We start from the raw sequence: 24,869 nt of genomic DNA on the forward strand, positions 1-24,869 counted from the left end.
ATGTGGAGAATTTATTTACGCATCTTTGTATTGATTGCCGTCGTGACCATTTCATTAACGCAAGTGCTCAGCTATTTAACCAATCAGTTTTATGCAGAGCAGCTTGAGCAATATGCGCTTAAAGATGCGGTTGCACAGATTTTTTTGGTTGAGCAATATTTGGACAACAGCCAGGGGCCCCTCTGGTTTACGCGTTTTAAAACGCTGCAGGAAAAAACCAATAATAGCTATGCTCTTCTCCCTCTTGAACGCGCATTGGCCATCATTGCCCCCCACAACAGACAAAGGTTGCTGGAAAAAAAAGTGGTGGTTGACTTTCAAAGTGAAGCTTATTTTCGCCGGGTAGATACAGATAATTCAAAATTTCCTGGCAGCGCCAATCAGGTTATTTACGCCTCAGAAACAAAAGATCAAGACCCGTTAATTGCCAAAATCAAACGATTTCAATACACACTTATTTTTCTTTTATTACTCATCCCTTGTGGAATTTGGTCTTATTTTCACTGGAGAGAATTGCAATCGCTTTCTAAAACGGCTGATGATTTTGGCTCTGGCCTCTTATCCAGCCGCGCAAAGGTCAGAAAAAGCGCCAGCGTTTATCCGCTTGCCCAATGCATGAATTTAATGGCAGAAAGAATTCAGCGCCTGATTGATTCACAGCGTGAATTACTCCACTCCGTTTCCCATGAATTACGAACCCCAATTGCACGGCTGGAGTTTGGCCTTGAGCTGCTTAAAAACGATGCCAATAGCAAGCAGCTGGAGCCACGCTTTGCCTCAATGGAAAATGATTTGCATGAATTAAATGATTTAGTCAGTGAATTATTAAGCCTGGCAAAGATTGAGCAGCAACAGGCCTTGCCCATGCAAAGTGTAAATACAGCGGAAGCCCTGCATCAGGTCATCAATTCATTGAGCCATCTGTTGCAAGAAAAGGAAATGAGCCATTCACTGCATTCAGAAACCAGCACCATATCCGGCGACCCCAAATTGCTGATGCGTGCACTGAGCAATCTGTTACGTAACGCGGCTAAATATGCCCATCAGAAAATCAGAATATCCACGCTCAGCAATGCCAGCGGCGGGGTTGATATTACGATTGAAGACGATGGGCCTGGCGTACCGGAAAATGAGCGCGAACATATATTCGAGCCATTTTATCGTCTGGACAGAAGCCGTGACCGGGCAAGCGGAGGCTTTGGACTGGGATTAGCCATTGCAAAAAAAGCAGTGACTTTACATAAAGGAAGGATTTGGGTTGATCAATCTGATCTGGGCGGCGCACGCTTTACGATCAGCCTGACCAGCCCGGCTTAAACCAAGGCTTAAGCAGCGGCCAGCTGAGGCACCCAGCGGATGGCCTGAGGCACAGGCTGGGTACTGAGTGCATCGGCCATCACCTGTTTGGCGCAGCTGGTGCACTTGCCACAGCAGGTAGCCACCGCAGTTTGTGCCTGTAATTGGGCAAATGTGCGTACACCACCAGCCACTGCTTTGTGGATGGCTTTGTCAGTAACACTATTACAGATGCAGACGTACATGGCAGCTCTCAGACTGATAACTGTTCTCATTATAATTGAAAACCAGCCCTTGCCAAGTGTTAAATAACACCCATTCTCAAAAAAACCGTGCCGTATTCCAGCCCATTGCAAACAACTCACCAGGCAAAGATCTGTGAAAGCAAAACAGCATCTTTACCTTTATATTTCTTTCCTCAATTTTCCTGGTAATAATCCCAAAAAATGTAAGCAAAGAATGCTCACGGAGTATGATTCCGTTCTAACTTATACGCAGCATGTCCGATCACGATGCCAACGCTTGCTTCTTCCCCATTTGCAGCCCATCAAGACGCTTTAAATTTTCCACCCCCTTCCCCGGAACACTCGGCCCGGCGCCTGCATGAAACCCTGTTTACACTTCGCCAGGAAAACGATCCAAACCGGCTAAGCCCAGTGCTGCTGCAATGCTTTGAAGCAGCCCTGCTGCTTTTGCCCAAGCTGGAAAAGCCTGCCTATTCTGATCCGCAAACCCACGCAGCATTACAACTTAGCCAATGCCTGCTGCAGGAGCTGATGCAGGGGTTTATCCGCACGGCCTTACTCAGAAGCAATGAAACCGGCCTTTTCACCAGCAGCCGCCCCAGGCTGGAAGCCTTTGGTCATGCTTTAGACAGTGCATGGCAACTGGCCTGCCTGTACTCGCGCAGCAGAACGCCTTTACCGCCAGGATTTTGGCAAAGATGCCATCAGCTTTTTAGCGATATTCATGCACTGGGCTGGGCAAAACGCAGCCTGAAAAATGGCAGCACGCCGGGCACGCTCTACCGCAAAATCATGCTGCTGGGCATCAGCGCAAGCAATCGTCTGGAGCCCCAAAAAATGGCGATTCTGTTTAAAATTATTGAAGAAGAAGCGCGCTTTCTTGACCTGGTGCAGCGGGATCAGGCCCTCACAGAACAAGGCGCGTTTATTTATCAGACAGACCGTGATGAAGCCCCCCACTTCGCCCAACCCCTGGCAGGCGAAGAACAGCAAGTTTGGTGGACCATCGAAACCCAGGGCATTTTGAAGCAGCTGAGCAGCAGATTGCAGCGGCTGCTGAATCTGAACGAAGACCGCCACCATGAAATCCAGCTGATTGGCCGTTTATTGCAAGAATGGACCGCGCCGCCAAGGCGGCAGCACTTTCGTATCCGCAGGCAAAATGGCGAACAAATTCAGCTGATCAGCCTTTGGGACCGTTGCTGGAATCTTGCCGCAGGCCATATTGATGAAACCGCCCCTGAGCCTGCCCGGCTGAATATTTGCAATATCAGCGCAACAGGCTTGTTGCTGCAGGGCGAATCCACGGATCACCCCTTGCAGGCGGGCGAAATACTGATGCTGCGCCGTGGCGGCCAGCACTGGCAAATTGGGCTGGTGCGCTGGTTAAGCCTGCGTGGCGACGGCTTATCCAGCGAATGCGGTATTGAATTGATTGGCCGATCACCTGAAGCCGTGCAGATTGCCCCCGTCACCAGCCTTGGCACAGATATCCTGACACCGGCGCTCAGCCTTGCCGCAGACCGCCGCCGCGGCCACAGCGGCATGCTGATCCTGGCAGGCAAGCAATACCAGGCCATGCGCATGTTTACCGTGCACGATTCTCGCGGCATATGCAAAGTACGCGCCACCCGCCTTGTGATGCAAACGGCTTATTACCAGTTTATTGAAACCCGGCTGGAGGAAATCAGCCAGAAAGCCGGGCTGGACTGATGAACCGCTTTTAGCCCTAGATGCACCATCGTGCTTTTAAACTTAAAATTGGCTTTGTTACTGTACTTACAGATCAGTAGTAAACCATCAACACTGAATAAATTCACTCGGCCATACGGCACCTGTTGAGAACAACAGCGATAAGAGCAGCAAAACGCCGGTACATCATTGTCTTGTACCGGCTTTTGAGCCAGGCACTCTGAGGTATATCAAGCTCTGCCCTTCATCAAAATGAAATAAAATACAATCACACTCTTACAAAAAACTTTCCCACATTCTTGGTTTGTATTATTATTTCTTACCCATAAATGTTATTCCAATGGGTTTGTTGCCATTTTATGCTTACGACCTCAAGATAAAACGCTGTTTAACTTATCAACTGTATTGTTGATTAAGGCTCCAGAGCGGAAAACTTTGCCATGTGTAATGGTTTTGAAGATCATTTAAAGATCTCATTAGCAATGACTTGCCTTGGTAAATAAAAAAAACATTCCAGCATGCCCGATAAGATTTTCCTGCTTGAATTCTATTCAACAAAAAAACCAATGCGCAGCCACAAACCACATAAATCTATACCCAAGTTGTTAACAATATAATTAAAAAATAACTTAGCCTTCACCAGTTTTGCTGCGGGATTAAAACAACTTAAAGCGTGGCATTTATTTAATTTGGCTGGATAGATATAAGCAGCCTTAACAATCTTTAAAAACACGGGATCAGTATGAAAATAAGTAATTCTTGGTTTTTGGCCCTGCTCAGTGGCATGGTTTTAAGCGCATGTGGCGATGGAGGGAGCGAGCAAGTACCCTCGGCGGCTTCATTGCAGAAATTAGAGATTTCAGGTCAGGCCATAGACCAGCCTCTAGCCAATGCACAAATTATGGCGGAAGTGGGTGGTAATACATTTAAAACACTGGCCGATAACAACGGTAACTTTACTTTGGCAATTCAAACGAGCAATCCACAAGATATGATTGTACTGAGTGCGCAAGGTGTAGGGGCGCAGGCACAAGTAAAATTGGATTCTCTCGTAGGCAGTTTTGCCGATGCGCAAAAAAATGCGGGCAGTGACGGCAAGCTGGAAATCAAGGAGGCCGAGCATGTTCGTATCAGCCATATCAGTACAGCAAAAAATGCTTTGCTACGCCAGCTATTCGCTGGGAAATTACCTGAAACACAAGAAAAATTAAATGAAGGGCTGGCACAATTAGATCCCGAAGCCATTATTCAACAGGCAAGCGCTATTAAACTAATCGCTGATTATGGTGTAAAACTGCCAGAGGGCATTAGTAATACCTTCGAATTACTTAAGAATCCTGAGGCTCTCCTTTCTCTAAAAATGAGTACTAAATGGGAGGAAGCTCAGAAAAATGTAAATGCGGAACAAAACCAATGGCAGACCTTAAATAAAAGCGCTCCCCCCAGCCATCTGCGCCTGGCAAAAGGGAGCCCAACCAATTTGCTCGTATCCGAATTATGGGACTTTAATTTTGAAACAAATGGCAAAGCGCTGGTGCGTGGATTTTATGGTGAGTTTTCCGGAAAATGGTCTCAGCAGGACAATGGTTTAATCAAAATCACCTTTGATCAAGGCTTTGTCGAAGAGAAATCCTTCACTGACTATAAAGATGAAAGCCTTGATATTGAGTGCCGTGCTTTAACAATGACCCTTGCCCTGCCAGCGACTAATTCAAGCTGGGGCAAAATAGAGCGCAAGGGGGATTGCATTTATACATCCAACCCTCATCAATCGAATGAAAAGCTAATTGGCACCGTGGTGAGTGATCATCCAGCGCTGAGCGCGTATTCCGTGGTGCGCCGCTTGCCCGCACAAAGCATTGCCGTGTCTATGGCTGATTTTAAAATTGGCCAGCGCATTGCGGGCATTCCTACGGAATACCCTAATTCACCCCTTAATAGTCTGACGGGTATGGCAACAATCACTTCAGCGCAAAGCCTGAATTTAGATGGCAAGCAACGTGGCATACAGTGGCAGACCGATGGTTCCTGGCTATTAGATACAGAAGATGACAAGCTAAAGCTTAGCTTGCTGGAGCAAGACACAACATTAGGCTGGCAGCGGTGGGCTGTAGAACAGGTAGGCAACAAGGGGCAATTTGTATTAACCACAGTGAAGGCAGATGAGCGTTTTAGCTTCAAAGGAATGGATTTAGCACGCAATTGGGTCTGGCAATTTAATGCAAGCGACTCAACAAACGATAAAATCTATTATCAAATGGCCGCGGATGGCAGCGCGGATTTATATTTAAGAAAGATACTGGATGATGGTAAATCGGGTGATTATCAATTCTGGAACGAAAAGGCCAAATGGAATTATTCAGCAGAGCAAGATCTGATTAGCTGGCAATACAATGATTTTAATTCGTCTTTAAGCGCCAAGCAGCGTACTTTTGCGCCTGTAGCCAAATGGGGAGATTCGATCATCGTATTTTATCGCTTAAATTACCAATTTAAAGGGGATAATATGTATTCCACAATGATAGGCCGATTAATTCGCATGCAAGATACAGGCCCTGCTATTGCTAAGAAAAAACCGGCAGGCGCGCCTTAATCGTTTTACTAAGCAAAGGGGCAGCTCAGGCAATGAGCTGCCCCTTTGCTTTTATAAGGAAGCGAGCAACAGCCTGGTGATGATAGCGCTATGCCTGCCTCACGGGCTTTTTGCACAGGCTGAAAAATTAATCACTTTATGCAAGTCACATCAAAAAAACAACGGGAACGGTCACTTATATGACAACAAAAACGGGCTAACTTACCTGTATAGCTGAACCCTGCAATACTTAACTACAAGGCAAGTTGTCAGACTTGGGCCTACTTCAACAGCACGGACACGGTGGAAATCCCCGCTCAATCGGGTGTAGTATTTTGGCATAAAATAATTCAGGCTGTGCCCGGCAAGGGTTTTACAAGGGGTTCAGCGTTTTTACACACCCAAGGTGGTGGTTTTCCTGCCATTTTAGGGTGTCTTCATCTTGTTAGGCATAAAACATGACTGCTCAGCGCAGAACGGTAGGCGCAGTACACGTGATTCCTCTCGAAGATGGGACCACGGTCCATGCTATTGCTTTACCAGAGGCAGACTTCGCGTTTTTCGACACGCGTGCTGAGCAGCTTGAGAACATTAAGAAAATCTTTGAGTGCCCAATTCTTTTTCGGGTTGCTGTGCATAAGTCAGCATGGTCTCAAGGCCGCTGGCTCAAGGTCGGAAAAGTAGAGGTTCCAGCACAGCTCATGGAACCTGTAGCAACATTCATTCAAGACCCAATCAAACCTGAGAACTTTCAAATCTACCTCAGTGGAAATTTTCGTCCAGCAACAAAGACTGAATGCGTAGGGTTGTCTCGGTGTGCAGTTTGGGAACCCAGCCATGTTGAAGACCGTCTGCGCGATCACTACCAAGGGAGGCCGAACATATGGATCGAACAAATGAGGTTGAAGTAATGCCTAACCTTTCGGTCAAGCGGGACTGCGGAATCGGTGTGGCTGCTTTCCTCAATCGCCTGCGCGCAGCAGCCCCTTACCTCCAACGTTATGTTCCATATTGAGGCCAGCACATGCCCACAGTAACAACAAAAAAATGAAATCGAAGAAAATTTAAAATTATTTGAAGATTACATGTGCGAGGGTACGGATAATGAGCAATTATTCTGCTCGGAACCAATACGAAAGGGAAGTTGCTTTATTGCATATAAAATTGGCGAGGAACTGCGCTTCGCTCCTAGCCGTTATATTGGCTATTCCAAAAACACAATGCAGCTACATAAGCAATGTGAGAAAGATGGAAAAGAAACCAATCCTGCAATTACCAAATTGTTTGGCAAGCTAGCTAAAAACGAAAATCTAGATACAATATATATTGATTACTGCAACAGTTTAGGAACCACACCACACAACAAAAAAAGAAAGTTCTGGCTCTTATCTATTGAAGGCTTTGATTTCAAAAACAACGAGAGAACTGATGAAGGCTTTCCCAAGGGAAAGATAGTCGAAAGAAAACACACCGTCAGGGAGCGCAACTCTGCACTAATTGCACAAGCAAAAGAACAATTTAAAACCAAGAACAGTCGCCTTTTTTGTGAGGCTTGCAATTTTGATTTTGAGAAGACTTATCGTGCTAGAGGGCTTAACTTTATCGAGGCTCACCATATATCCCTGTTAGCGAGATGCTGCCATCTCAAAAAACTAAAATCCCAGATATAGCATATGGTGTGCTCCAACTGCCACAAAACACTACATCGCTCAAGGCCATGGCTCACTATTTCTCAGCTCAAAAAACTCATCAGCAATGAAACATAACAAGTCGCTCAAATCGCTCACTTCGTTCGCTGGGACGGGCTAAAGCCCGCCCCTTAGCTTAATCGTTAAACTCTAAAATCATACAAGGAAATACATATGTTAATTCGTTTAGGAATGATGTTTTTAATTAGCAAGTTGTTACCGATAGGGTCAATGGTTGCATTGATTTTTAGCTCTTTCTTTACTAGCCATTCATATAATTCTGCAAGCGGAAAATATATAGGAACACTAACTCCAATACTTTCTTATCTTCCTGCCTTCCTTATTGCTCATTTCTTTATAAAGCATTTGAAAGCTAACGACAGAATAACAAATGAAATTTCGGGCAATAAATTTATAACAACTGGTCTTGCTATATTATTATTTTTTTATGTGGTGTATTTTTTAGCAACAACAATTCCTGGCGGTGGTCCGGCATTTGCGGTCATACAATTGGGTGGTTTTTTGGTTTATATCTCTCAAGTGTTAATAGTAATTGGTGTTGTTGCCTTTTTATTAGCAGTAGAACCAAAAAAAGTTTAACAAGTCGCTCAAGCATCAGTCGCTACGCTACTTGGACAGTTTTTAAGTCGCAGCTTTGTGGTTTTGCTGCGCAAAAGTATTCCACAAAGCTACAACTTAAAAACTGCCGCTTAGCTCGGCGTTAGGCGCTTACCCAATTTGCCACCGCGCGCGAGAAACAAAAATATGAAATTCAAAAATCGAAACCTTCGTGCAATTGCGGACATGGTTATTGGCGATGCAAAGCACTTTCCTTATCGGTCTAGCTCCTACATCACACAATTCTTCGAAGAGTGCGACTTGGACTTTGCCCATGATGGATCAACCCGCTGGGCATGGACTTCGGACCGTTTGGCTGAACTACGTGACGAGCCACTAGCTGCGCCGAACACCTTGCCTGATCGGTTCATGAACCTCCTGCGTGTGCTCATGCAAAAGTCTGATGCTGAAGACGACGATCCAGGCAGAAAACTCGCGCTTGAATCGCTAAACAAACCTCTCGAAAGAGAAGGGTTTGAAGCGTTTTATGGCGAAGACAACCATCTATATGTAAGACACATCGGCACCAAAACGATTTCAATTGCTAGCAACCCTCATCGGCCCTACACGCCAAATGAGATCAAGCGCAAAGATCAACTAATTGCTTATCTAGATTTGTGTTCGGAAGATGAGCTGATCGAGGAAATTCTGCTCCCACTGTTTAGGCAACTTGGCTATCACCGAATCACGTCAGCTGGACATAAAGATAAGGCACTGGAGTATGGCAAGGATGTCTGGATGCGTTACATTCTTCCGACTCAGCATATTTTGTATTTCGGCCTTCAAGTCAAAAAGGGAAAACTTGACTCTTCGGGAGTGAGCAAAGGATCGAATGCAAACGTAGCAGAAATCCACAATCAAGCGCTAATGATGCTGGGTCACGAGATTTTCGATCCGGAGACAAGCAGAAAAGTCTTGGTTGATCATGCGTTCATCATTGCAGGCGGTGAAATCACAAAGCAAGCAAGAAATTGGCTGGGCGGCAAGCTGGACGCATCTAAGCGTAGCCAAATTCTTTTTATGGATCGCGAGGACATCCTAAACCTGTACGTGGTTAGCAGTCTCCCGCTTCCCAACGGTGCAACGCCAAATGAAGTTAGCTCAAAATTCGATGATGAAGTGCCTTTCTAAAGTGCTCTCATTTTACCAAAGCGCGCCTAACTGGTCGTTCAACACGGGCGCCAACATGGGCCATGCCTTCAGCATTTTCATGGCCCATGTCGGTACCCTTCGCACTTCGTGCTCCGGCGCCGGTTAACTTTGACGTTCGACCTTTACTCCCTCTGGTACGCCAATGACTCCTGAAGAATTTGTCCGGAATTTCAAAGTCGAGAAAGATAGGCTCCTCAACAGCTACATGAGCACCCCACCAACGACCGCCGTCGGTGTGCATATTCAATCCCTGACACTAAGTTCTGAGCACACAAACGTCATGAGGTCACTGCTGGACCAAGCATTGACAGATGCTTTTTACACCATCTTGCTTGGTCTAGATGGCTGCTGTGGAATTGGCGAAGCTATGCAACAAACCTATCAAATTCAATCCGAAGACGGTTCGTCTATTTCCTGTAGTGGAGGTGAAATTGAATCTATGGCTTATGAGTATTTCCAAAAATCGGTCTAACCCGGTAGTCAACCGGGCCGCGTATAAAGCGTGCGCAAGGCCCGGTACTTTTACGTTAGGGATTAGCTAATGAAATCCAAGTGAAGGAACCATGGTGGAAAGTTTGCCAAAAATTGATCGCTCAAAGTGGCATAAACCAACATACCCTGGCCACTATGACGAAAACGCAACTCACTACGAAGGGATTCGGTGCCGTTGCAAAAAATGTGGTATATCGTTTGTATTTTCAGCCGAGTCGCAGAAAAACACCTTTGAGGCCAAGCAGCGATACCCAGGCTGGCTGCCAACACTTTGCCAAACCTGTGGTGAGCAATGGGGATTTCTAAAACAGAACATTCTTACATTTGAGTGCCAGTGGGATTCGCACCGTGCTGATCTGGCATCCGATCAAGAATTTCTAAACAACTGGCTGGCTTCACTTAAAGAAGCACAGGGATACGGAAAAAATGATTTCAATTCCAGAATTCGTATGCTTATCAAGCCATTGTAAATACCTGACTATTCCTTCACCACTGCGGCGGCCCCTCACAGGCCCAGAGCTTGATTTTAACGTTAGCCATATAGATTTACTTTTTCAACCAAGAAAATAAAAATGAAAAAAACACTTTTCGCTCTAATGCTTTGCTTTTCTGGCGCTGTATTTGCAAACTCAGCATGTGATGCGCCAAAAAATGATTTTGATGGCTTATATTGCCTTAACAAGGTTTACCAAGAAGCGGATAAAGAGCTGAACGAAAACTACAAAAAATTGAGTGCCAAACTTGATAGCGCGGGAAAAAAGACACTTAAAACAGGTCAACTTTCTTGGATTGAGGAACGAAACAGCAAATGCTCTAAGAGGGAAGCAACAGGTTTTTTTGTAAACTTAGATTGTGCAACAAGCACAACGATCAGCAGGTCCCAGTTTCTCCAGGACAGAATAAGAGAGTGTTCCAGCTCCGGCTGCCAAAACAGTAAGCTTTAATGAAAATCAGGTTGTACTTTAAATCGTAGACCTAAGCCAGCGCTCGGTCCCATGGCCGGAATGTGCAGCCTTTTTCCAATAGCAGCGCAAGCCAGCTGCTGCGTATACTGTCAGGCATTTAAACTATGACTATTCACCCGTTCCGCACTCCTGCAGATACAGACATTGCGGAGGCAGAACAAAAGCTAAAATTCAAGTTTCCTTCTGCATACATTGAGTTTCTCAAAGGTGGCAGCAACGTTGCGAACGCGAGCTTCGAGCCCGCCGTAATCCTGCCGGGATGCAGTTATCTGGATATATTCGAGATCGCCGAAACTGCCTGGGGACAAATGGGGGTGGCTAAAAAATGGCTACCCTTCATTGAAGATAACAGTGACTATTTCCTTATTTCTCAAACCGGCGAAGTGAAATATTGGTCGCACAACGGAAGCACAAACGAGAAGTGGCCAAATTTCGCCGAGTGGTTTCAACAAGTTTGCGTCGAGCGCCGGTAATACAAACACCCAATCTGGCGCCCCCCAAACTTTATTTGAAACACCAAACGCCTGCCACATCCCCTTTTTCACCAGGCTTACATAAGAGCAAGCACATGAATCTCATTGTTGAGCGTACAGATTCGGCTCCCTGGTTTACCAATATGAACTCTATATTCCGGGCACTGGGATTTGCTGCATCCAACTATGATTGGTTTATCAGTGATATCGAAACCAACTATTACGGCACCGAGTTTACAAGCGAAGACCAGTGGATTTCAGGGGATACGCTGGAATGTTTCATCACCGAAAATAATGTTCAATTCATCTGGGCCGTCTTCAGCGCATTCCCCAAAGAAACGCGGTTTCCTGTTGAAAACCCGCCAAATGCTCTAGACCCAGGCTACTGGAGCGGCACAGAAGTAACGCCGCAGCTTAAAAACGCATTGTTTGAAATTGTTGCATGGGATAGTTCTGCTACGATTTTGATTGGTCTGCCTGACGCGGCAATTGAGAAATTCAGGGCCGCGTTCCCTGATACAAAATCGCTTATTTCTGCAGCAAACCAGGAAAACAGCTAGCGTAGAGACAATGCAGCAGAATTAATCAATATCCCCGCTTATTATTATCTTTAAACCAGACATTTAGTTTGCCCTATGCCCCACCCTTCAGGCGGCGCCCCTTAAGCAGACCTCAGGACTAATTTTAATTATCATGATCAAAGCCATTGCCATTCTCGTTGCCCTCCTCATCTCGCCCTTTTGTGCCGCAGGCAAGCCGGTTGCAGGGCAAGCAACACCCAAGCTTGCGGCAGAGTGGTGGCAGTGGGCAATGTCCACGCCCCGCGACGAAAGCCCGGTTGCAGATCTAAGCGGTGCGAACTGCTCAAAAAATCAAAGTGGAAGCACCTGGTTTCTGGCGGGTGGATTTGGCTCATCAAAGATTCGCAGAACCTGCACCATCCCTGCAGGCAAGACCTTGTTCTTTCCCCTGATCAATATGGTGTACATGCCAGCAAGAGGAGTTAAATCGATTACATGCGAAGATACAAAGGCAGCGGCCGCGCTGAATAATGACACAGCGCTTGATCTGTTTGCTGAACTCGACGGCAAGCCCATCAGCAACCCCAGGCAGTATCGTATCTCATCCCAAACCTGCTTTGATGCATTCGCCCGGCAACCTGCCTCAATGCAGCCCTATAAGGCATTTCCATCGGCGACGGATGGATTCTGGCTATTGTTAAAGCCCTTACCCCCCGGCACACATACTCTGAAATTTGGCGGCAAGTACAACCGCGAATCCGCAGGCTATGGGCGTATGGTGCAAGACATCGAATACGTTCTGCTTGTGCAGTAACTAAACCTTTACCACATCGCCAGCCAGTGACGCCTCTTATCGTCTGCGCCAGGAAAAATAATGAATATCGACTCACTTCCGCTACACGATGCAGTGCTATCTGGCATCAACATCAGCTGGGAAACGGATAAATGCGACTTCCTGGTTTCGCCGGTTGGCGGCGAGGCACACTTGCTTGTTTTTGAGCGTTTTACCAACCTGACGCTCCCCAATAAAAAACACTGGGGCAGATCATGCTCAATCAACACTATTCTAGAAACCAAGCCGGGGACATTCGAGATCGAACTGCAGTCTGGTGACGTGTTGCATATAAAAGCCCGCCACTGGTCATATCGGGCGGAGGCAGGGACGTGATGCCCTGCCCCATCAGCAAAAGCTCGATTTACGGCTTACATAAACTCATAAGTAAGTGAATACATGAACCTGGTCCGAACCAGAAACCTAATTCATAAAGGAATTAACCGTGATGCCCCAATGGAAAGCCTTATTCATGTTCTAGAGTCTGCTATTGAGTTAATTTCCATCCCTGATAATGACTTTCTCTGGTCATCCTGGAGTAATGAACATGAGGCAAAGCAAGACATAATTGATTTAATCTCCATTATTAAAAATGGCGCTTTGCCTGAAAGAGTAAAAATTGCAGTTCTATTTGCCCCAACCGGGCCACTTCAGGAGGTCAGTCTCTGCAGCGGCTGGTCAGAGGCCTTTCTGAATGTTGCGGATAAATATGATGAAGTTGAAGCATTACTCTGGCGAGACTGTTAACAATACAATCCGTATTTGTATACATGCAATAAGAAATACTGAAATAAAATTAAGTTTAATAAGAAAATAAAACATTACACGAGTTTATTTGGTAATAAAAAAGCCCCGGCCAACTTTCTGCCGGGGCTTTATTTAAACGATCATCTGGCTGATTAATCAGCCAAAGCTTCTTCTAATACCTCAATAAAGCGGGCATTTTCTGCTGGCAGGCCAATCGAAACACGCAGGGTGTTGGTCAGGCCGTATGGGGCTAATGGGCGGATGATTACACCGCGTTGGAGCATAAATAAATTAAGCGCTGCGGCATCGCCACAGTGAAAGGCAATAAAATTGGCCTGGCTTGGAATATAGCTAATGCCCAAACGCACAAAGGCTGCCGTTAATTGCGCCATGCCTTCGCTATTTACGCGCAGTGTTTCTTTTAGGAATTCTTCATCATCCAGCGCTGCCGTTGCTGCAGCTTGTGCGAGGCTGTTTACATTAAAAGGCTGGCGCACGCGGTTGATGATGTCTGCAACTTCCGGCGAAGTGAGTGCCATACCCACGCGCAAACCGGCCAAACCAAAGGCTTTAGAGAAAGTACGCACCACGATCAGATTCGGGAAGTCTTTCAGCCAGGCGATTGAATCCGGGCGTTTCTCCGGGGTAAAGAATTCGGTGTAGGCCTCATCCAATACCACCAGCACATTCTTCGGGCAGTTTTGTAAAAACTCAAGCAAATCGCCTGGCCTTGCCATGGTGCCGGTTGGATTATTTGGGTTGGCAATCCAGACCACCTTGGTGCCTGGCTCAATTGCGGCCAGCATGGCGTTTAAATCGTGACCATAATCCAGCGCATTCACCTGAATGCCTTTAGCCCCAACAGCTTGCGTAGCCAGCGGGTAAACAGCAAACGCATATTGCGAATAAACCGCTGAATCGCCCGACGCTAAAAAAGCATGGGCAATCAGTTCCAACACATCATTCGAGCCATTACCTAAAACAATTTGCTCTGCTTTTACATTGTATTTTTTTGCGACTTTACTTTTTAAATCAAAGCCATTGCCATCAGGATAACGGGCTAATTCTGCCAATTCTTTTTCAATTGCGGCCCTGGCCTTGCTGCCCATTCCCAGTGGATTTTCATTGGAGGCCAATTTCACGATATGGTCAGGATTTAATCCCATTTCACGCGCCAATTCAGACACAGGCTTACCTGGCTGATAAGGTGCAATTGAGCGAACATATTCAGGGGCCAGATCTTGCAAACTCATTTGAACATCCTTTTTCAATCCGATTGATCGGGTATAGAGAAAACATCCTGCAAGGCCACTATAAGCGCTTGCAGAGTCATAAAGTGAAGGCAGCCGTCAGGGCGACCACAAGATACTTTCAAAAAATGTAATATGCTAAGCTTTCCACCACTGACCTTCTATTGCCCCTGGTGAATTCATCAGAATATCCAATAAATTGCGTGGATCGGCTGCACATTGCAATTTACTGTATTCTGCCTCTGCTAAAAAGCCCGCTGCCACCGTTTCTTCAAGGAATTTTGTGAGTGAATTGTAATAATTACCGGTATTAAGCAAACCAACAGGCTTGCCATGCAGGCCAATTTGCGACCATGTAAGGATTTCAAACAGCTCATCCAGCGTGCCAAAGCCCCCCGGCATGGCAATAAAGCCTGCCGCCAGCCCGGCCATTTTGGCCTTACGGCTGTGCATGGAATCCACAATATGCAGCTCAGTGCACGACTCCAAAGCCAGCTCGCGCACCGCCATAAACTCCGGAATAACCCCAATCACCTTACCGCCTGCACCCAAACACGCTGTGGCAACCTCGCCCATCAGGCCAACATGCCCCCCACCGTAGACCAGCGTGACCTCGCGCTCGGCCAATACTACGCCCAGCTCCCGTGCCGCAGCCGTAAACTCAGGCTGAATACCGTGCTTTGCACCACAAAAAACGGCAACTGATTTCATTTTTTATCCTTTCAATATTCAACTTCACCACAAAAACAAACCCCATAGAAAAATAAGGAACGCAGTACAACTTTGGATTTTCTCTGTGAAACTCTGGGGCCGAAGTGCTTCTCTGTGGCTCAAGATTTGTGTTTTATCCGTAAAACATGTCTGTGCCAGACAAAACAATGCCGCTCCCCAGAGAGCGGCATTTCGTTTGGCGATAAGCGTTTTAAATCACCGCCACCGGGTAAGACCCCAGCACCTTCACAAAAGCGGCCACATCGGCCAGCTCATTCAGGGCGGCTTGCAGTGGTGCGCCGCTGACATGCCCTTCTACATCCACAAAAAACACATACTCCCAAAGGCCTGCACGGCTTGGGCGGGATTCGAATTTATCCATGGATACGCCGTTTCTGGCTAAAGGCTCAACCAGGGTATGCAATGCGCCGGGACGATTAGGCGCAGAGATCACCAGGGAGGTTTTATCCCGCCCACTTGGTCCCACTTCCTGCATACCCAGCACCAGGAATCGCGTGGTGTTGTTTGGCTCGTCTTCGATATTTTGCGCAAGGCTCAGCAGTGCGTAGTTTTCTGCAGCGGCATCCCCTGCAATGGCCGCTGACGATTCATCCAGGCTGGCTAGACGTGCGGCTTCTGCATTGCTGGATACAGACACCCGCTGCACTTCGGCCGGCAGGTTTTTATTCAGCCATTCATGGCATTGCGACAAGCTTTGCGCGTGGGAGTAGACGCGTTGCAGGCCAGCCTTGCCTTCCACCTTGCGCAGCAAATGGTGGTGAATACGCAGCACTACTTCGCCACAAATTTTTAATGGAGTATTGACCATTAAATCCAGCGTACGGCCCACGGCGCCTTCGGTGGAATTTTCCACCGGAGCAACCACATAATCTGCCGTTTTAGCCTCTACCACGCGGAACGCTTCATCAATCGAGCAGCAAGCCATGGTGTGTGCGGCATGCCCAAACTGCTTGATGGCCGCCGCCTGGCTGAATGTACCCTCAGGCCCCAGGTAGGCAATGGTCAGCGGGCGCTCCAGCGCAAGGCAAGCCGACATAATTTCACGAAACAGCTTGGCCATGGTTTCGCCGCTTAAAGGCCCGCGATTTAAAGCTTTTACCCGCGATAAAACCTGCGCTTCACGCTCGGGGCGATAGACAATCCCGCTGCCTTTAATCTCACCAATGGTGCGGGCATGGCTGGCACGCTGATTTAATAACTGAATAATCTGTTCATCGATGGCATCAATGGCATCACGATGTTGGCTTAGTTGTTCTTCACTCATTGACTTCTCGAATTTGGATAGGTGGTGGGCTGCTTTGCACTCGATACGCTTAAGCACAAACACGGCCACCAAACAGACACTTGATGCGGACAGATCAGGCCATCGCAAAACGGGGTGTTCAACCCGCCCTGCGAAGGCCGTTCTTTCAGGCTATCTAGCCGTGGCTTTTTGCAAAGGTGCGCATGTATTCACACAGCACGCGCACGCCTTCGATCGGCATGGCGTTGTAAATAGAGGCGCGCATGCCGCCTACAGAGCGGTGGCCTTTTAATTGCAACAGGCCAGCGGCCTTAGCACCTGCCAGGAAATCATCGTCTAATTTTTCATTCTTTAAATTAAACGGCACATTCATGCGCGAGCGAAATGGTTTATCAACCGGGCAGTGATAAAAACCATTTGAAGCTTCGATGGTTTCATACAGCAAAGAGGCTTTTTCGATGTTTTTTTGCTCAATCGCAGCAAGGCCGCCCTGATTAAGCAGCCATTTAAACACCAGACCTGCCACGTAAATACCAAATGTAGGCGGCGTGTTGTACATCGATTCGGCATCGGCATGCACGCTGTAATCCATCATAGTGGGGGTATTGCTGCGCGATTTACCCAGCAAATCTTCACGCACAATGGCAATACAGAGGCCGGATGGGCCAATGTTTTTTTGGGCACCTGCGTAAATCAAACCAAATTTAGACACATCAACCGGGCGGGATAAAATATTGGACGACATATCGCAAATCAGCGGCACTTCGCTTTTTGGAATATCGGCAAATTCAACGCCACCGATGGTTTCATTGGCGCAGTAGTGCAAAAGAGATGCTTCTTTGGAACGCTGCCATGTGGATTCGGCAGGCACATAGCTGAAATTGCGATCTTCACTGCTGGCAATCACATTCACTTTGGCAAAGCGCTTCATTTCTTTAATGGCAATTTTGGACCAGTGGCCGGTATTCACCACATCGATCGTGCCATTTTCAGAGAGTAAATTCAGCGGAATCATCGAAAAATGAACATGTGCGCCGCCTTGCAAAAACAGCACTTTATAATTTTTCGGGATATCTAAGAGCTTACGCAGATCTGCCTCTGCCTCATGAATAATCTGCGTAAATTCTTTACCGCGATGGCTCATTTCCATTACACACATGCCCGAGCCGTGCCAGTCGGTCAGCTCTTGCTGTACGGTCAGCAATACTTCACGCGGCAACACCGCGGGGCCGGCAGAAAAATTATAAATCTGAGTCATGGCTAACTTATCCCTTAGGCAAGTAGAAAATGGGCGCGGGCAACCGCCACCGGCTTACTGCGATCTTCCTGCCAGGCTGTCATCAGCACATTAGCAACGCGCTTGCCCTGGCGGATAATTTCACACTGAGCGTATAGCTCTGCCGGACGGCCAGTGCGTAAGTAATCAATCGAAAAATCAACAATCTTAGGCACGCTTTGCGCCTCCGATGCCCACATCACATGCAAAATGGCGGCGGTTTCTAAAAAGCCACCGATCACGCCACCGTGCAGAGCGGGCAAAATGGTATTGCCGATGTTGTGCGTCTGAAATGGCAGAAAGAACAAAGGCTGGCCGTTATCTTCACGGCTTTGAATCCCTAATAATTTGGCATAGGGCACTGCATCAACAGCCATAGCAAGCGAATCAAAACTGGTAATAGGCGGGCTCATACTGCCACCTCGCGCGCGGAATTACGCATAAATGTACCTACGCTATAGGCAATAGGATCGTTGATATCTTCCTGATACGCCGTGGCACGGGTAAAGGCAATCTGCTTAGTGAGTTTATAGCATTCTGCAGTGCAATAAATGGGGAAATCCGGCTTGGCAGGGCGAAGATAATCAAGACGTAAATCTAAGGTGGCGATGGCTTCCAGCTCGGTCAGCATGGTGTAGATAGCGCCAGCGCTGGTGGAATCCACCAGTGAGGTCACCACGCCGCCATGAATGACCCGCGTAGCAGGATTACCAATCAGCTCGTCTTTAAAGGGCAGGCAAACGGTCATGCTGCCGTAATGCGCTTCGCCAAATTTAAAACCCAGCACCTGGCAGTGCGGCAGGGTCATAAACCATTCTGAAATTTGATTAAATAATGCAGGTGATGCAACAGGCGCTTCGCTCATAGACCATCCCTTATTTGAGCAGGGCGGGTGTTTAAAACAAGCACCCGCCCATGCAAACTCCACACACAACACTGGCCTGTCTTGCAGGCCAGTGTTGTTATTGCGATGAGAAAAGCTTACTCAGCCGCTGGCTCGCCGCCTTCTGCAGCACCACCCTCTGCGGCGGGCGCATCGCCCTCAGCAGGAGTTGTATCTGCTGCAGCAACTTCACCTTCAGCAAGTAACTCATCATCTTCCAGCAAATCATCATCTGAATCAGTTTCACACACTTTTTCCAGACCTGACAAATGCTCGCCTTCATCCAGATTAATCAGGCGCACACCCTGAGCCGCGCGGCCTGTTTCACGAATTTCAGCTACTTTGGTACGAATCAGCACGCCACCAGTGGTAATCAGCATCACGTCATCGCTATCTTCAACCAGGGTCGCCGCAACAAGCTTACCGTTACGATCGCCAGTATCAATTGCAATCACGCCCTGTGTACCACGGCTGGTGAGGCGGTAATCGCCGACCGGTGTGCGCTTGCCATAACCGTTTTCGGTTGCAGCCAGCACCTGCTGATCGTCGCGCTCGGCCACCAGCAGGGAGATCACTTTCTGACCTTCCTGCAGCATCATGCCGCGCACGCCGGTAGCTGTACGGCCCATGGCGCGTACGTCACCTTCGTGGAAGCGAACTGATTTACCTGCGTCAGAGAACATCATGATCTGATCGCCACCATGCGTCAGCTCTACGCCAACCAGGTAGTCATCCATATCCAGACCACAAGCAATAATGCCCTTCTTCATCGGACGCGAGAAATGAACCAGTGAAGTCTTTTTCACCGTACCCATCGCTGTGGCCATAAAGACAAACTGATCTTCGGTAAATTCTTTAACCGGCAGAATCGCGCTGATTTTCTCGCCTTCCTGCAGTGGCAAGAGATTTACAATCGGCTTACCACGGCTATTACGGCCACCCTGTGGCACGTTGTAAACTTTCAGCCAGTACACACGGCCATGCGATGAGAAGCACAAGACGTAATCATGGGTGTTAGCCACAAACAGCTTGTCGATGAAATCGTCTTCTTTGGTCGCAGCGGCCTGTTTACCACGGCCACCACGGCGTTGTGAGCGGTATTCATCGGCAGGTGTGGCTTTCATATAACCACTGTGCGTCAGTGTGACCACCATATCTTGCGGCGTGATCAGGTCTTCCAAGCTGAGATCTTCACCGTAAGCAATGATTTCAGACTTACGCACGTCGCCAAATACAGTTTTAACTTCGTTCAGCTCAGTCACGATGATTTCGGAAACGCGCTCTTCACGCGCCAGAATATCGAGTAAATCGAGAATCTTTTCCATTACATCGCGGTATTCGGCAACGATTTTGTCCTGCTCAAGGCCCGTCAGGCGCTGCAGACGCAGCTCCAGAATCGCCTGAGTTTGTACTTCAGACAAGCGATAGCCATTTTGCGGATCAAAGCCAAATTCAGCAGCCAGACCATCCGGGCGCGATGCGCTGACATCGGTGCGGCTGAGCATATCTTCCACCAGCGCTGAGCGCCATGTGCGGCTCATCAGGCTGATTTTGGCTTCTGCAGGCGTTGGCGCGGCTTTAATCAGGGCGATGATTTCATCGACATTGGATAAAGCAACGGCCAGGCCTTCAAGAATATGCCCGCGTTCGCGTGCTTTACGCAGCTCAAACACGGTACGGCGGGTCACCACTTCACGGCGGTGGCGCAGGAAGCATTCCAGCACCTGCTTGATATTCAACAGGCGCGGCTGGCCATCGACCAGTGCCACCATATTGATACCAAAGCTGTCCTGCAGCTGAGTGTGCTTATAGAGATTATTAAGAATAACCTCGGCCACTTCGCTGCGTTTGAGCTCAATCACCACGCGCATACCGGATTTATCCGATTCATCACGGATTTCGGTAATGCCTTCAATGGTTTTTTCCCGCACCAGCTCGGCAATGCGCTCCAGAAGGCGCGCTTTATTAACCTGGTAAGGCAGCTCATCGACGATGATGGCCTGCTTATCGCGGCTGACATCTTCGAAGTGCGTGCGCGCCCGCATAATCACCCGGCCACGGCCGGTACGATAGCCTTCACGCACGCCGTGAATACCATAAATGATACCGGCGGTAGGGAAATCGGGCGCGGGAATGATGTCGATAATCTCGTCAATCGTCAGCTCTGAATTGGCCAGCAAGGCCAGACAGGCATCGATCACTTCGGTGAGATTATGCGGCGGAATATTCGTCGCCATCCCGACGGCAATCCCCGACGAGCCATTAATCAAAAGATTTGGCACGCGGGTAGGCAGAACAGTGGGTTCGAGTTCTTTTTCGTCGTAGTTAGGCGTGAAATCGACGGTTTCTTTATCGATATCAGCCAGCAGCTCGGATGAAATTTTTTCTAAACGACATTCTGTATAACGATAGGCAGCAGCAGAATCCCCATCGATAGAACCAAAGTTACCTTGGCCATCAATGAGTGGGTATCTGAGGGAGAAATCCTGCGCCATCCGCACCAGGGCCTCGTAGGCAGCGGTGTCGCCGTGCGGATGATACTTACCGAGCACGTCACCAATCACGCGGGCACACTTCACATAGGAGCGATTCCAGACGTTATTGCTTTCATGCATTGCAAACAGAATGCGGCGGTGTACCGGCTTTAAGCCATCACGAACATCGGGCAAAGCGCGCCCTACAATTACACTCATCGCGTAATCGAGGTAGGAGCGTCGCATTTCCTCTTCGAGACTTACCGGGATTGTTTCTTTGGCAAAGTTTTCGAGCATCTTAGATAGGGGCCGGGGCGTCATATAATACGCACCACGCGTAAACACTTACGGTGGTGCCGTTGCAATGCCACAACACTTTTGTTGCAGCACGCGCGTTCGATCACTAAGTGTACCACGGGGGCGGAGATGCTCCAATTGAGCTACCCTTAACAGGGCCTCTCCACAACAGAATCAGCCCTTGCGGCAAAAATTACAGCCTTACTATTTGCCGCAAGCATTGTGAAACCATTAGAATGCAGCACGTGTATGGAAAAAAAGCCTTGACGGGTTATCGGGCAGGGCTTATCCAGAACCTACAAGCAATATAAATATCAGCTTGCTAAATGATTCTCTAGGAGATTAAAACTATGCTGTCGATCAAGCAATCCCTGACACGCCTTGCCGTTGTAACTGCTTTAGGTGCCATGAGCACTGCAGCTTTTGCTGGCGTTGAAGCTTACACACAAAATGCAAATACCAATGGTGGCGTTGTTAAAAATGGTATCGGCGAATGCTGGCGCACAGGCACCTGGTCTAAAGAAGCCGCAACTGTTGAAGGTTGTGATGGCTACGTTAAACCAGTTGCTAAAGTAGCTCCAGTTGTTGTTGCTCCAGCAGTTGTGGCTCCTGTAGTTGCTGCTCCAGTGATCAACACTAAGCACTTCACACTGAAATCAGACGTTCTGTTTGACTTCAACAAAGCATCTCTGAAGCCAGCTGGTAAAGACGCTTTGGACAAGCTGTACGAAGAAGTTAAAATGATGGACCCTAAAGACGGTGAAGCACACGTTATTGGTTACACTGACCGTATCGGTTCAGACAAATACAACCAGCCTCTGTCAGAAAAACGTGCTAAATCTGTAGCGGATTACCTTGTATCTAAAGGCGCTCCAGAAGGCAAAGTTAAGTTTGAAGGCCGTGGTAAGGCTGAGCCAGTTACAGGCGACACTTGCGGTAAAATCAAAAAACGCGCTAAGTTGATCGAATGCCTGTCACCTGATCGTCGCGTTGAAATCGACATCAAAGGCACAAAAGAAGTTGTAACTCCAGCTAAGTAATCACTTAGACGGCACAAAAAGCCCCGCCAGTGCGGGGCTTTTTTACTATTTACCTGAGAAAACCAATGCGCAAACTTGCTCTCATTATTTTAGTTGCAGTGACAAGCCAGACTGCCTGGGCTGATGCGGCAGGTGATTTAAAAAACTACCTGAGCAATACCCAGTCCTTACAAGCCAGCTTTAAGCAAACAGTCACCAGCCAGCAGGGCAAAGTGCAGCAAAGCAGCGGAATACTGGCGATTCAAAGGCCGGGTTTATTTCGCTGGGTTTATCAAAAACCCTTTGAACAACTGATTATTGCCGATGGCAAACAGGTCTGGCTGTACGATCCTGACTTAAAACAAGCCACCGTAAAAGACATTGGCAAAGCCTTAGAAAGCAGTCCCGCCGCCCTGCTTGCAGGCAACAATCAATTTGAGCGCAATTATAAATTGCGTACTCTGGCCAGCAGCGAAGGCGTTGATTGGCTGGAAGCCATCCCCAAACAGCCCGATCAATCCTTTGACACCGTAAAACTAGGCTTTACCCAGGGCCAGCTGACACAAATGGAGTTACACGATCACTTTGGGCAAACCACACGTATTTACTTTAGCGCACTTAAAATCAACCCCAAGATTGATGCCGGGCAGTTCCGCTTTAGCCCCCCAAAAGATGCAGATGTAATACGTGAATAAGCACTAAAAACCCCAAGCACCCCAAACCCGCAACACGGACATTCTCTTTTGAGTGATTTATTTGCAAAGCCCGGCCATATTCCGCTTGCCGAGCAATTACGCCCCAAAAATATAGCCGAAGTGGTTGGCCAGAGGCATCTGCTCGCCCCAGGCAAGCCACTCGCTGCGGCCATCTCGGGTGGCAAGCTGCATTCCATGATCTTATGGGGCCCGCCCGGCGTGGGTAAAACCACCCTAGCCCGCCTGCTTTCCAGCGCTTTTGACGTAGAATTCATTGCGCTTTCTGCGGTATTTTCCGGTGTAAAAGACATCCGTGCCGCAATGGAAGAAGCGGAAAACCACCGCAGCATGGGGCGACACACCTTACTGTTCGTCGACGAAGTACACCGCTTTAACAAGGCACAGCAGGACGCTTTCTTACCCTTTGTTGAATCAGGGCTTGTGACTTTTATCGGCGCAACCACTGAAAACCCTTCTTTTGAAGTGAATTCAGCCTTGCTTTCCCGCGCCCAGGTGTACGTTTTAAATGCACTGTCAGAAACCGAGCTGACAGAATTACTGCAACGCGCCTGCCATGAGTGTCTGCCCGAGCTGACATTTGAGCCTTCTGCCATTGACACACTCACTGGCCTTGCCGATGGCGATGCCAGACGCCTGCTTAATCTGACCGAGCAAACAGCCACCGCAGCTCTCGCAGCCAAACGCACGCACATTGACAGTGCATTTTTAAGTGAAACGCTGACACTGAACGCCCGCCGCTTTGATAAGGGCGGCGATTCATTTTATGACCAGATTTCTGCCTTACATAAATCAGTACGCGGATCCAACCCCGATGGCGCGCTTTACTGGCTGACCCGCATGCTCGATGGTGGCGCAGATGCGCGCTATTTATCACGGCGCATTGTGCGCATGGCATGGGAAGACATCGGCCTTGCTGACCCGCGCGCCATGCAAATTTGTAATGATGCAGCAAGCACTTTTGAGCGTTTAGGCAGCCCGGAAGGCGAGCTGGCACTGGCCCAGGCGGTGATTTACCTCGCCATTGCACCTAAATCCAATGCGGGTTATATGGCTTATAAAACGGCCAAAGCCTTTATTGCCAGCGACAAAAGCCGTGAAGTCCCCATACATCTGCGTAACGCCCCCACTAAGCTCATGAAAGAGCTGGGCTATGGCAAACGCTACCGTTACGCTCACGATGAGCCTGAAGCCTATGCAGCTGGCGAAAGCTATTTACCAGAGGGGCTGGAAGATTTGCACTTTTACGAGCCGACCCCACGCGGACTGGAAGGGAAAATTACCGAAAAATTACGCCACCTTGCCGAGCTGGATGCAGCATGGCTAAAGCAAAATCAGTAAACCAAGGTCAAAAAGATCCTGGATCACGGAGAGCACAGAGAAAAATCAAGGCAAGAACACCGGAAAAACCTGGAGAAACGTTTAGTAAGCACTGGAAAAACGGAGTTTCCTGCTTAAACTCACGCTTGATATGCGCGTCTTTCTCCGCAAAATCTATAAAAAATACTGATTCAAGCGTCATCTCCGAATGTTTTTATCGGGGATCCGGCCGCGCAGCCGGATTCCCGCCAAAGGCTTGCGGGAATGACTGCGTTCATAGCAAGAAATCAAGTAAAATTAAACTCTTAAATCGAATAGATTTACACCAGCCTTCGCTCTCTTCTTTCCTCGTTTTTGCCTTTCTCCGAG

At 48.1% G+C, this 24,869-nt stretch carries 26 protein-coding genes; 18 read left to right on the forward strand and 8 right to left on the reverse strand.

Annotated features, from left to right (window positions below):
- Window positions 1-1,317, forward strand: coding sequence for an ATP-binding protein (locus tag HA050_RS08555; protein WP_166824637.1), 1,317 nt, complete (start codon window positions 1-3; stop codon window positions 1,315-1,317).
- Window positions 1,318-1,325: 8 nt separating this feature from the next.
- On the opposite strand, the gene HA050_RS08560 is transcribed toward HA050_RS08555, so the two are convergent.
- Window positions 1,326-1,541: a (2Fe-2S)-binding protein gene (locus HA050_RS08560; protein ID WP_099400200.1), complete on the reverse strand. Its 216-nt coding sequence runs from the start codon at window positions 1,539-1,541 to the stop codon at window positions 1,326-1,328.
- A gap of 267 nt (window positions 1,542-1,808) precedes the next feature.
- On the opposite strand from HA050_RS08560, the gene HA050_RS08565 reads away from it, so the two are divergent.
- The 14 genes from HA050_RS08565 to HA050_RS08630 all read left to right on the forward strand — a co-directional run bounded on the left by HA050_RS08565 (window position 1,809) and on the right by HA050_RS08630 (window position 13,293).
- The gene (locus HA050_RS08565; RefSeq protein ID WP_166824640.1) at window positions 1,809-3,254 is read left to right on the forward strand and encodes a cyclic-di-GMP receptor FimW-related protein; all 1,446 of its coding nucleotides are present in this window, start codon (window positions 1,809-1,811) and stop codon (window positions 3,252-3,254) included.
- A 721-nt stretch (window positions 3,255-3,975) separates the two neighbouring features.
- The gene (locus HA050_RS08570; RefSeq protein ID WP_166824643.1) at window positions 3,976-5,826 is read left to right on the forward strand and encodes a peptidase associated/transthyretin-like domain-containing protein; all 1,851 of its coding nucleotides are present in this window, start codon (window positions 3,976-3,978) and stop codon (window positions 5,824-5,826) included.
- Between the two features lie 473 nt (window positions 5,827-6,299).
- A complete protein-coding gene (locus HA050_RS08575; protein ID WP_166824646.1) occupies window positions 6,300-6,716 on the forward strand; it encodes an Imm26 family immunity protein in 417 nt (138 codons plus the stop codon).
- A gap of 174 nt (window positions 6,717-6,890) precedes the next feature.
- Complete coding sequence (locus HA050_RS08580) at window positions 6,891-7,475, forward strand: HNH endonuclease (protein WP_205836362.1); 585 nt, start codon at window positions 6,891-6,893, stop codon at window positions 7,473-7,475.
- A gap of 192 nt (window positions 7,476-7,667) precedes the next feature.
- Complete coding sequence (locus HA050_RS08585; protein ID WP_166824649.1) at window positions 7,668-8,093, forward strand: hypothetical protein; 426 nt, start codon at window positions 7,668-7,670, stop codon at window positions 8,091-8,093.
- 165 nt (window positions 8,094-8,258) lie between these two features.
- Complete coding sequence (locus tag HA050_RS08590) at window positions 8,259-9,242, forward strand: PDDEXK family nuclease (protein WP_166824652.1); 984 nt, start codon at window positions 8,259-8,261, stop codon at window positions 9,240-9,242.
- A 163-nt stretch (window positions 9,243-9,405) separates the two neighbouring features.
- Complete coding sequence (locus tag HA050_RS08595; protein WP_166824655.1) at window positions 9,406-9,735, forward strand: hypothetical protein; 330 nt, start codon at window positions 9,406-9,408, stop codon at window positions 9,733-9,735.
- A 91-nt stretch (window positions 9,736-9,826) separates the two neighbouring features.
- Window positions 9,827-10,225 (forward strand): hypothetical protein, encoded by a 399-nt coding sequence (locus tag HA050_RS08600; protein WP_166824658.1) that lies wholly within the window; start codon window positions 9,827-9,829, stop codon window positions 10,223-10,225.
- 102 nt (window positions 10,226-10,327) lie between these two features.
- On the forward strand, window positions 10,328-10,699 hold the full coding sequence (locus tag HA050_RS08605; protein WP_166824661.1) for a lysozyme inhibitor LprI family protein: 372 nt from the start codon (window positions 10,328-10,330) through the stop codon (window positions 10,697-10,699).
- Window positions 10,700-10,824: 125 nt separating this feature from the next.
- Window positions 10,825-11,193, forward strand: a complete 369-nt coding sequence (locus HA050_RS08610) for an SMI1/KNR4 family protein (RefSeq protein WP_166824664.1) — start codon at window positions 10,825-10,827, stop codon at window positions 11,191-11,193.
- A 95-nt stretch (window positions 11,194-11,288) separates the two neighbouring features.
- Window positions 11,289-11,753, forward strand: coding sequence for a hypothetical protein (locus HA050_RS08615; RefSeq protein ID WP_166824667.1), 465 nt, complete (start codon window positions 11,289-11,291; stop codon window positions 11,751-11,753).
- Window positions 11,754-11,886: 133 nt separating this feature from the next.
- Complete coding sequence (locus tag HA050_RS08620) at window positions 11,887-12,528, forward strand: hypothetical protein (RefSeq protein WP_166824670.1); 642 nt, start codon at window positions 11,887-11,889, stop codon at window positions 12,526-12,528.
- A 60-nt stretch (window positions 12,529-12,588) separates the two neighbouring features.
- Window positions 12,589-12,882: a hypothetical protein gene (locus HA050_RS08625; RefSeq protein ID WP_166824673.1), complete on the forward strand. Its 294-nt coding sequence runs from the start codon at window positions 12,589-12,591 to the stop codon at window positions 12,880-12,882.
- A gap of 120 nt (window positions 12,883-13,002) precedes the next feature.
- The gene (locus HA050_RS08630) at window positions 13,003-13,293 is read left to right on the forward strand and encodes a hypothetical protein (protein ID WP_205836363.1); all 291 of its coding nucleotides are present in this window, start codon (window positions 13,003-13,005) and stop codon (window positions 13,291-13,293) included.
- Between the two features lie 152 nt (window positions 13,294-13,445).
- On the opposite strand, the gene hisC is transcribed toward HA050_RS08630, so the two are convergent.
- The 7 genes from hisC to gyrA form a co-directional block, all read right to left on the reverse strand.
- Complete coding sequence (gene hisC, locus HA050_RS08635) at window positions 13,446-14,546, reverse strand: histidinol-phosphate transaminase (protein WP_166824679.1); 1,101 nt, start codon at window positions 14,544-14,546, stop codon at window positions 13,446-13,448.
- A gap of 135 nt (window positions 14,547-14,681) precedes the next feature.
- Window positions 14,682-15,254 (reverse strand): LOG family protein, encoded by a 573-nt coding sequence (locus tag HA050_RS08640; protein ID WP_166824682.1) that lies wholly within the window; start codon window positions 15,252-15,254, stop codon window positions 14,682-14,684.
- Window positions 15,255-15,465: 211 nt separating this feature from the next.
- The gene (gene pheA, locus HA050_RS08645; RefSeq protein WP_166824685.1) at window positions 15,466-16,539 is read right to left on the reverse strand and encodes a prephenate dehydratase; all 1,074 of its coding nucleotides are present in this window, start codon (window positions 16,537-16,539) and stop codon (window positions 15,466-15,468) included.
- A 154-nt stretch (window positions 16,540-16,693) separates the two neighbouring features.
- Window positions 16,694-17,776: a 3-phosphoserine/phosphohydroxythreonine transaminase gene (gene serC / locus HA050_RS08650; protein ID WP_166824688.1), complete on the reverse strand. Its 1,083-nt coding sequence runs from the start codon at window positions 17,774-17,776 to the stop codon at window positions 16,694-16,696.
- Window positions 17,777-17,790: 14 nt separating this feature from the next.
- Window positions 17,791-18,207, reverse strand: a complete 417-nt coding sequence (locus HA050_RS08655) for a PaaI family thioesterase (RefSeq protein ID WP_166824690.1) — start codon at window positions 18,205-18,207, stop codon at window positions 17,791-17,793.
- Window positions 18,204-18,659: a PaaI family thioesterase gene (locus HA050_RS08660; protein WP_166824693.1), complete on the reverse strand. Its 456-nt coding sequence runs from the start codon at window positions 18,657-18,659 to the stop codon at window positions 18,204-18,206. The genes HA050_RS08655 and HA050_RS08660 overlap by 4 nt, the downstream gene beginning before the upstream one ends.
- Before the next feature lie 116 nt (window positions 18,660-18,775).
- The gene (gene gyrA, locus HA050_RS08665; protein ID WP_166825468.1) at window positions 18,776-21,448 is read right to left on the reverse strand and encodes a DNA gyrase subunit A; all 2,673 of its coding nucleotides are present in this window, start codon (window positions 21,446-21,448) and stop codon (window positions 18,776-18,778) included.
- Window positions 21,449-21,798: 350 nt separating this feature from the next.
- On the opposite strand from gyrA, the gene HA050_RS08670 reads away from it, so the two are divergent.
- The 3 genes from HA050_RS08670 (at window position 21,799) to HA050_RS08680 (ending at window position 24,521) form a co-directional block, all read left to right on the forward strand.
- Window positions 21,799-22,488 carry an OmpA family protein gene (locus HA050_RS08670; protein WP_115227043.1) on the forward strand — a complete coding sequence of 230 codons (690 nt, stop codon included), beginning with the start codon at window positions 21,799-21,801 and terminating at the stop codon, window positions 22,486-22,488.
- Window positions 22,489-22,553: 65 nt separating this feature from the next.
- Window positions 22,554-23,162, forward strand: a complete 609-nt coding sequence (gene lolA / locus HA050_RS08675; protein ID WP_166824696.1) for an outer membrane lipoprotein periplasmic chaperone LolA — start codon at window positions 22,554-22,556, stop codon at window positions 23,160-23,162.
- A 48-nt stretch (window positions 23,163-23,210) separates the two neighbouring features.
- Window positions 23,211-24,521, forward strand: coding sequence for a replication-associated recombination protein A (locus tag HA050_RS08680; protein ID WP_166824699.1), 1,311 nt, complete (start codon window positions 23,211-23,213; stop codon window positions 24,519-24,521).
- Window positions 24,522-24,869: the final 348 nt, after the last annotated feature.

Origin of the sequence: Iodobacter violaceini, assembly GCF_011601265.1 — a bacterium.
Lineage (GTDB): Bacteria > Pseudomonadota > Gammaproteobacteria > Burkholderiales > Chitinibacteraceae > Iodobacter > Iodobacter violaceini.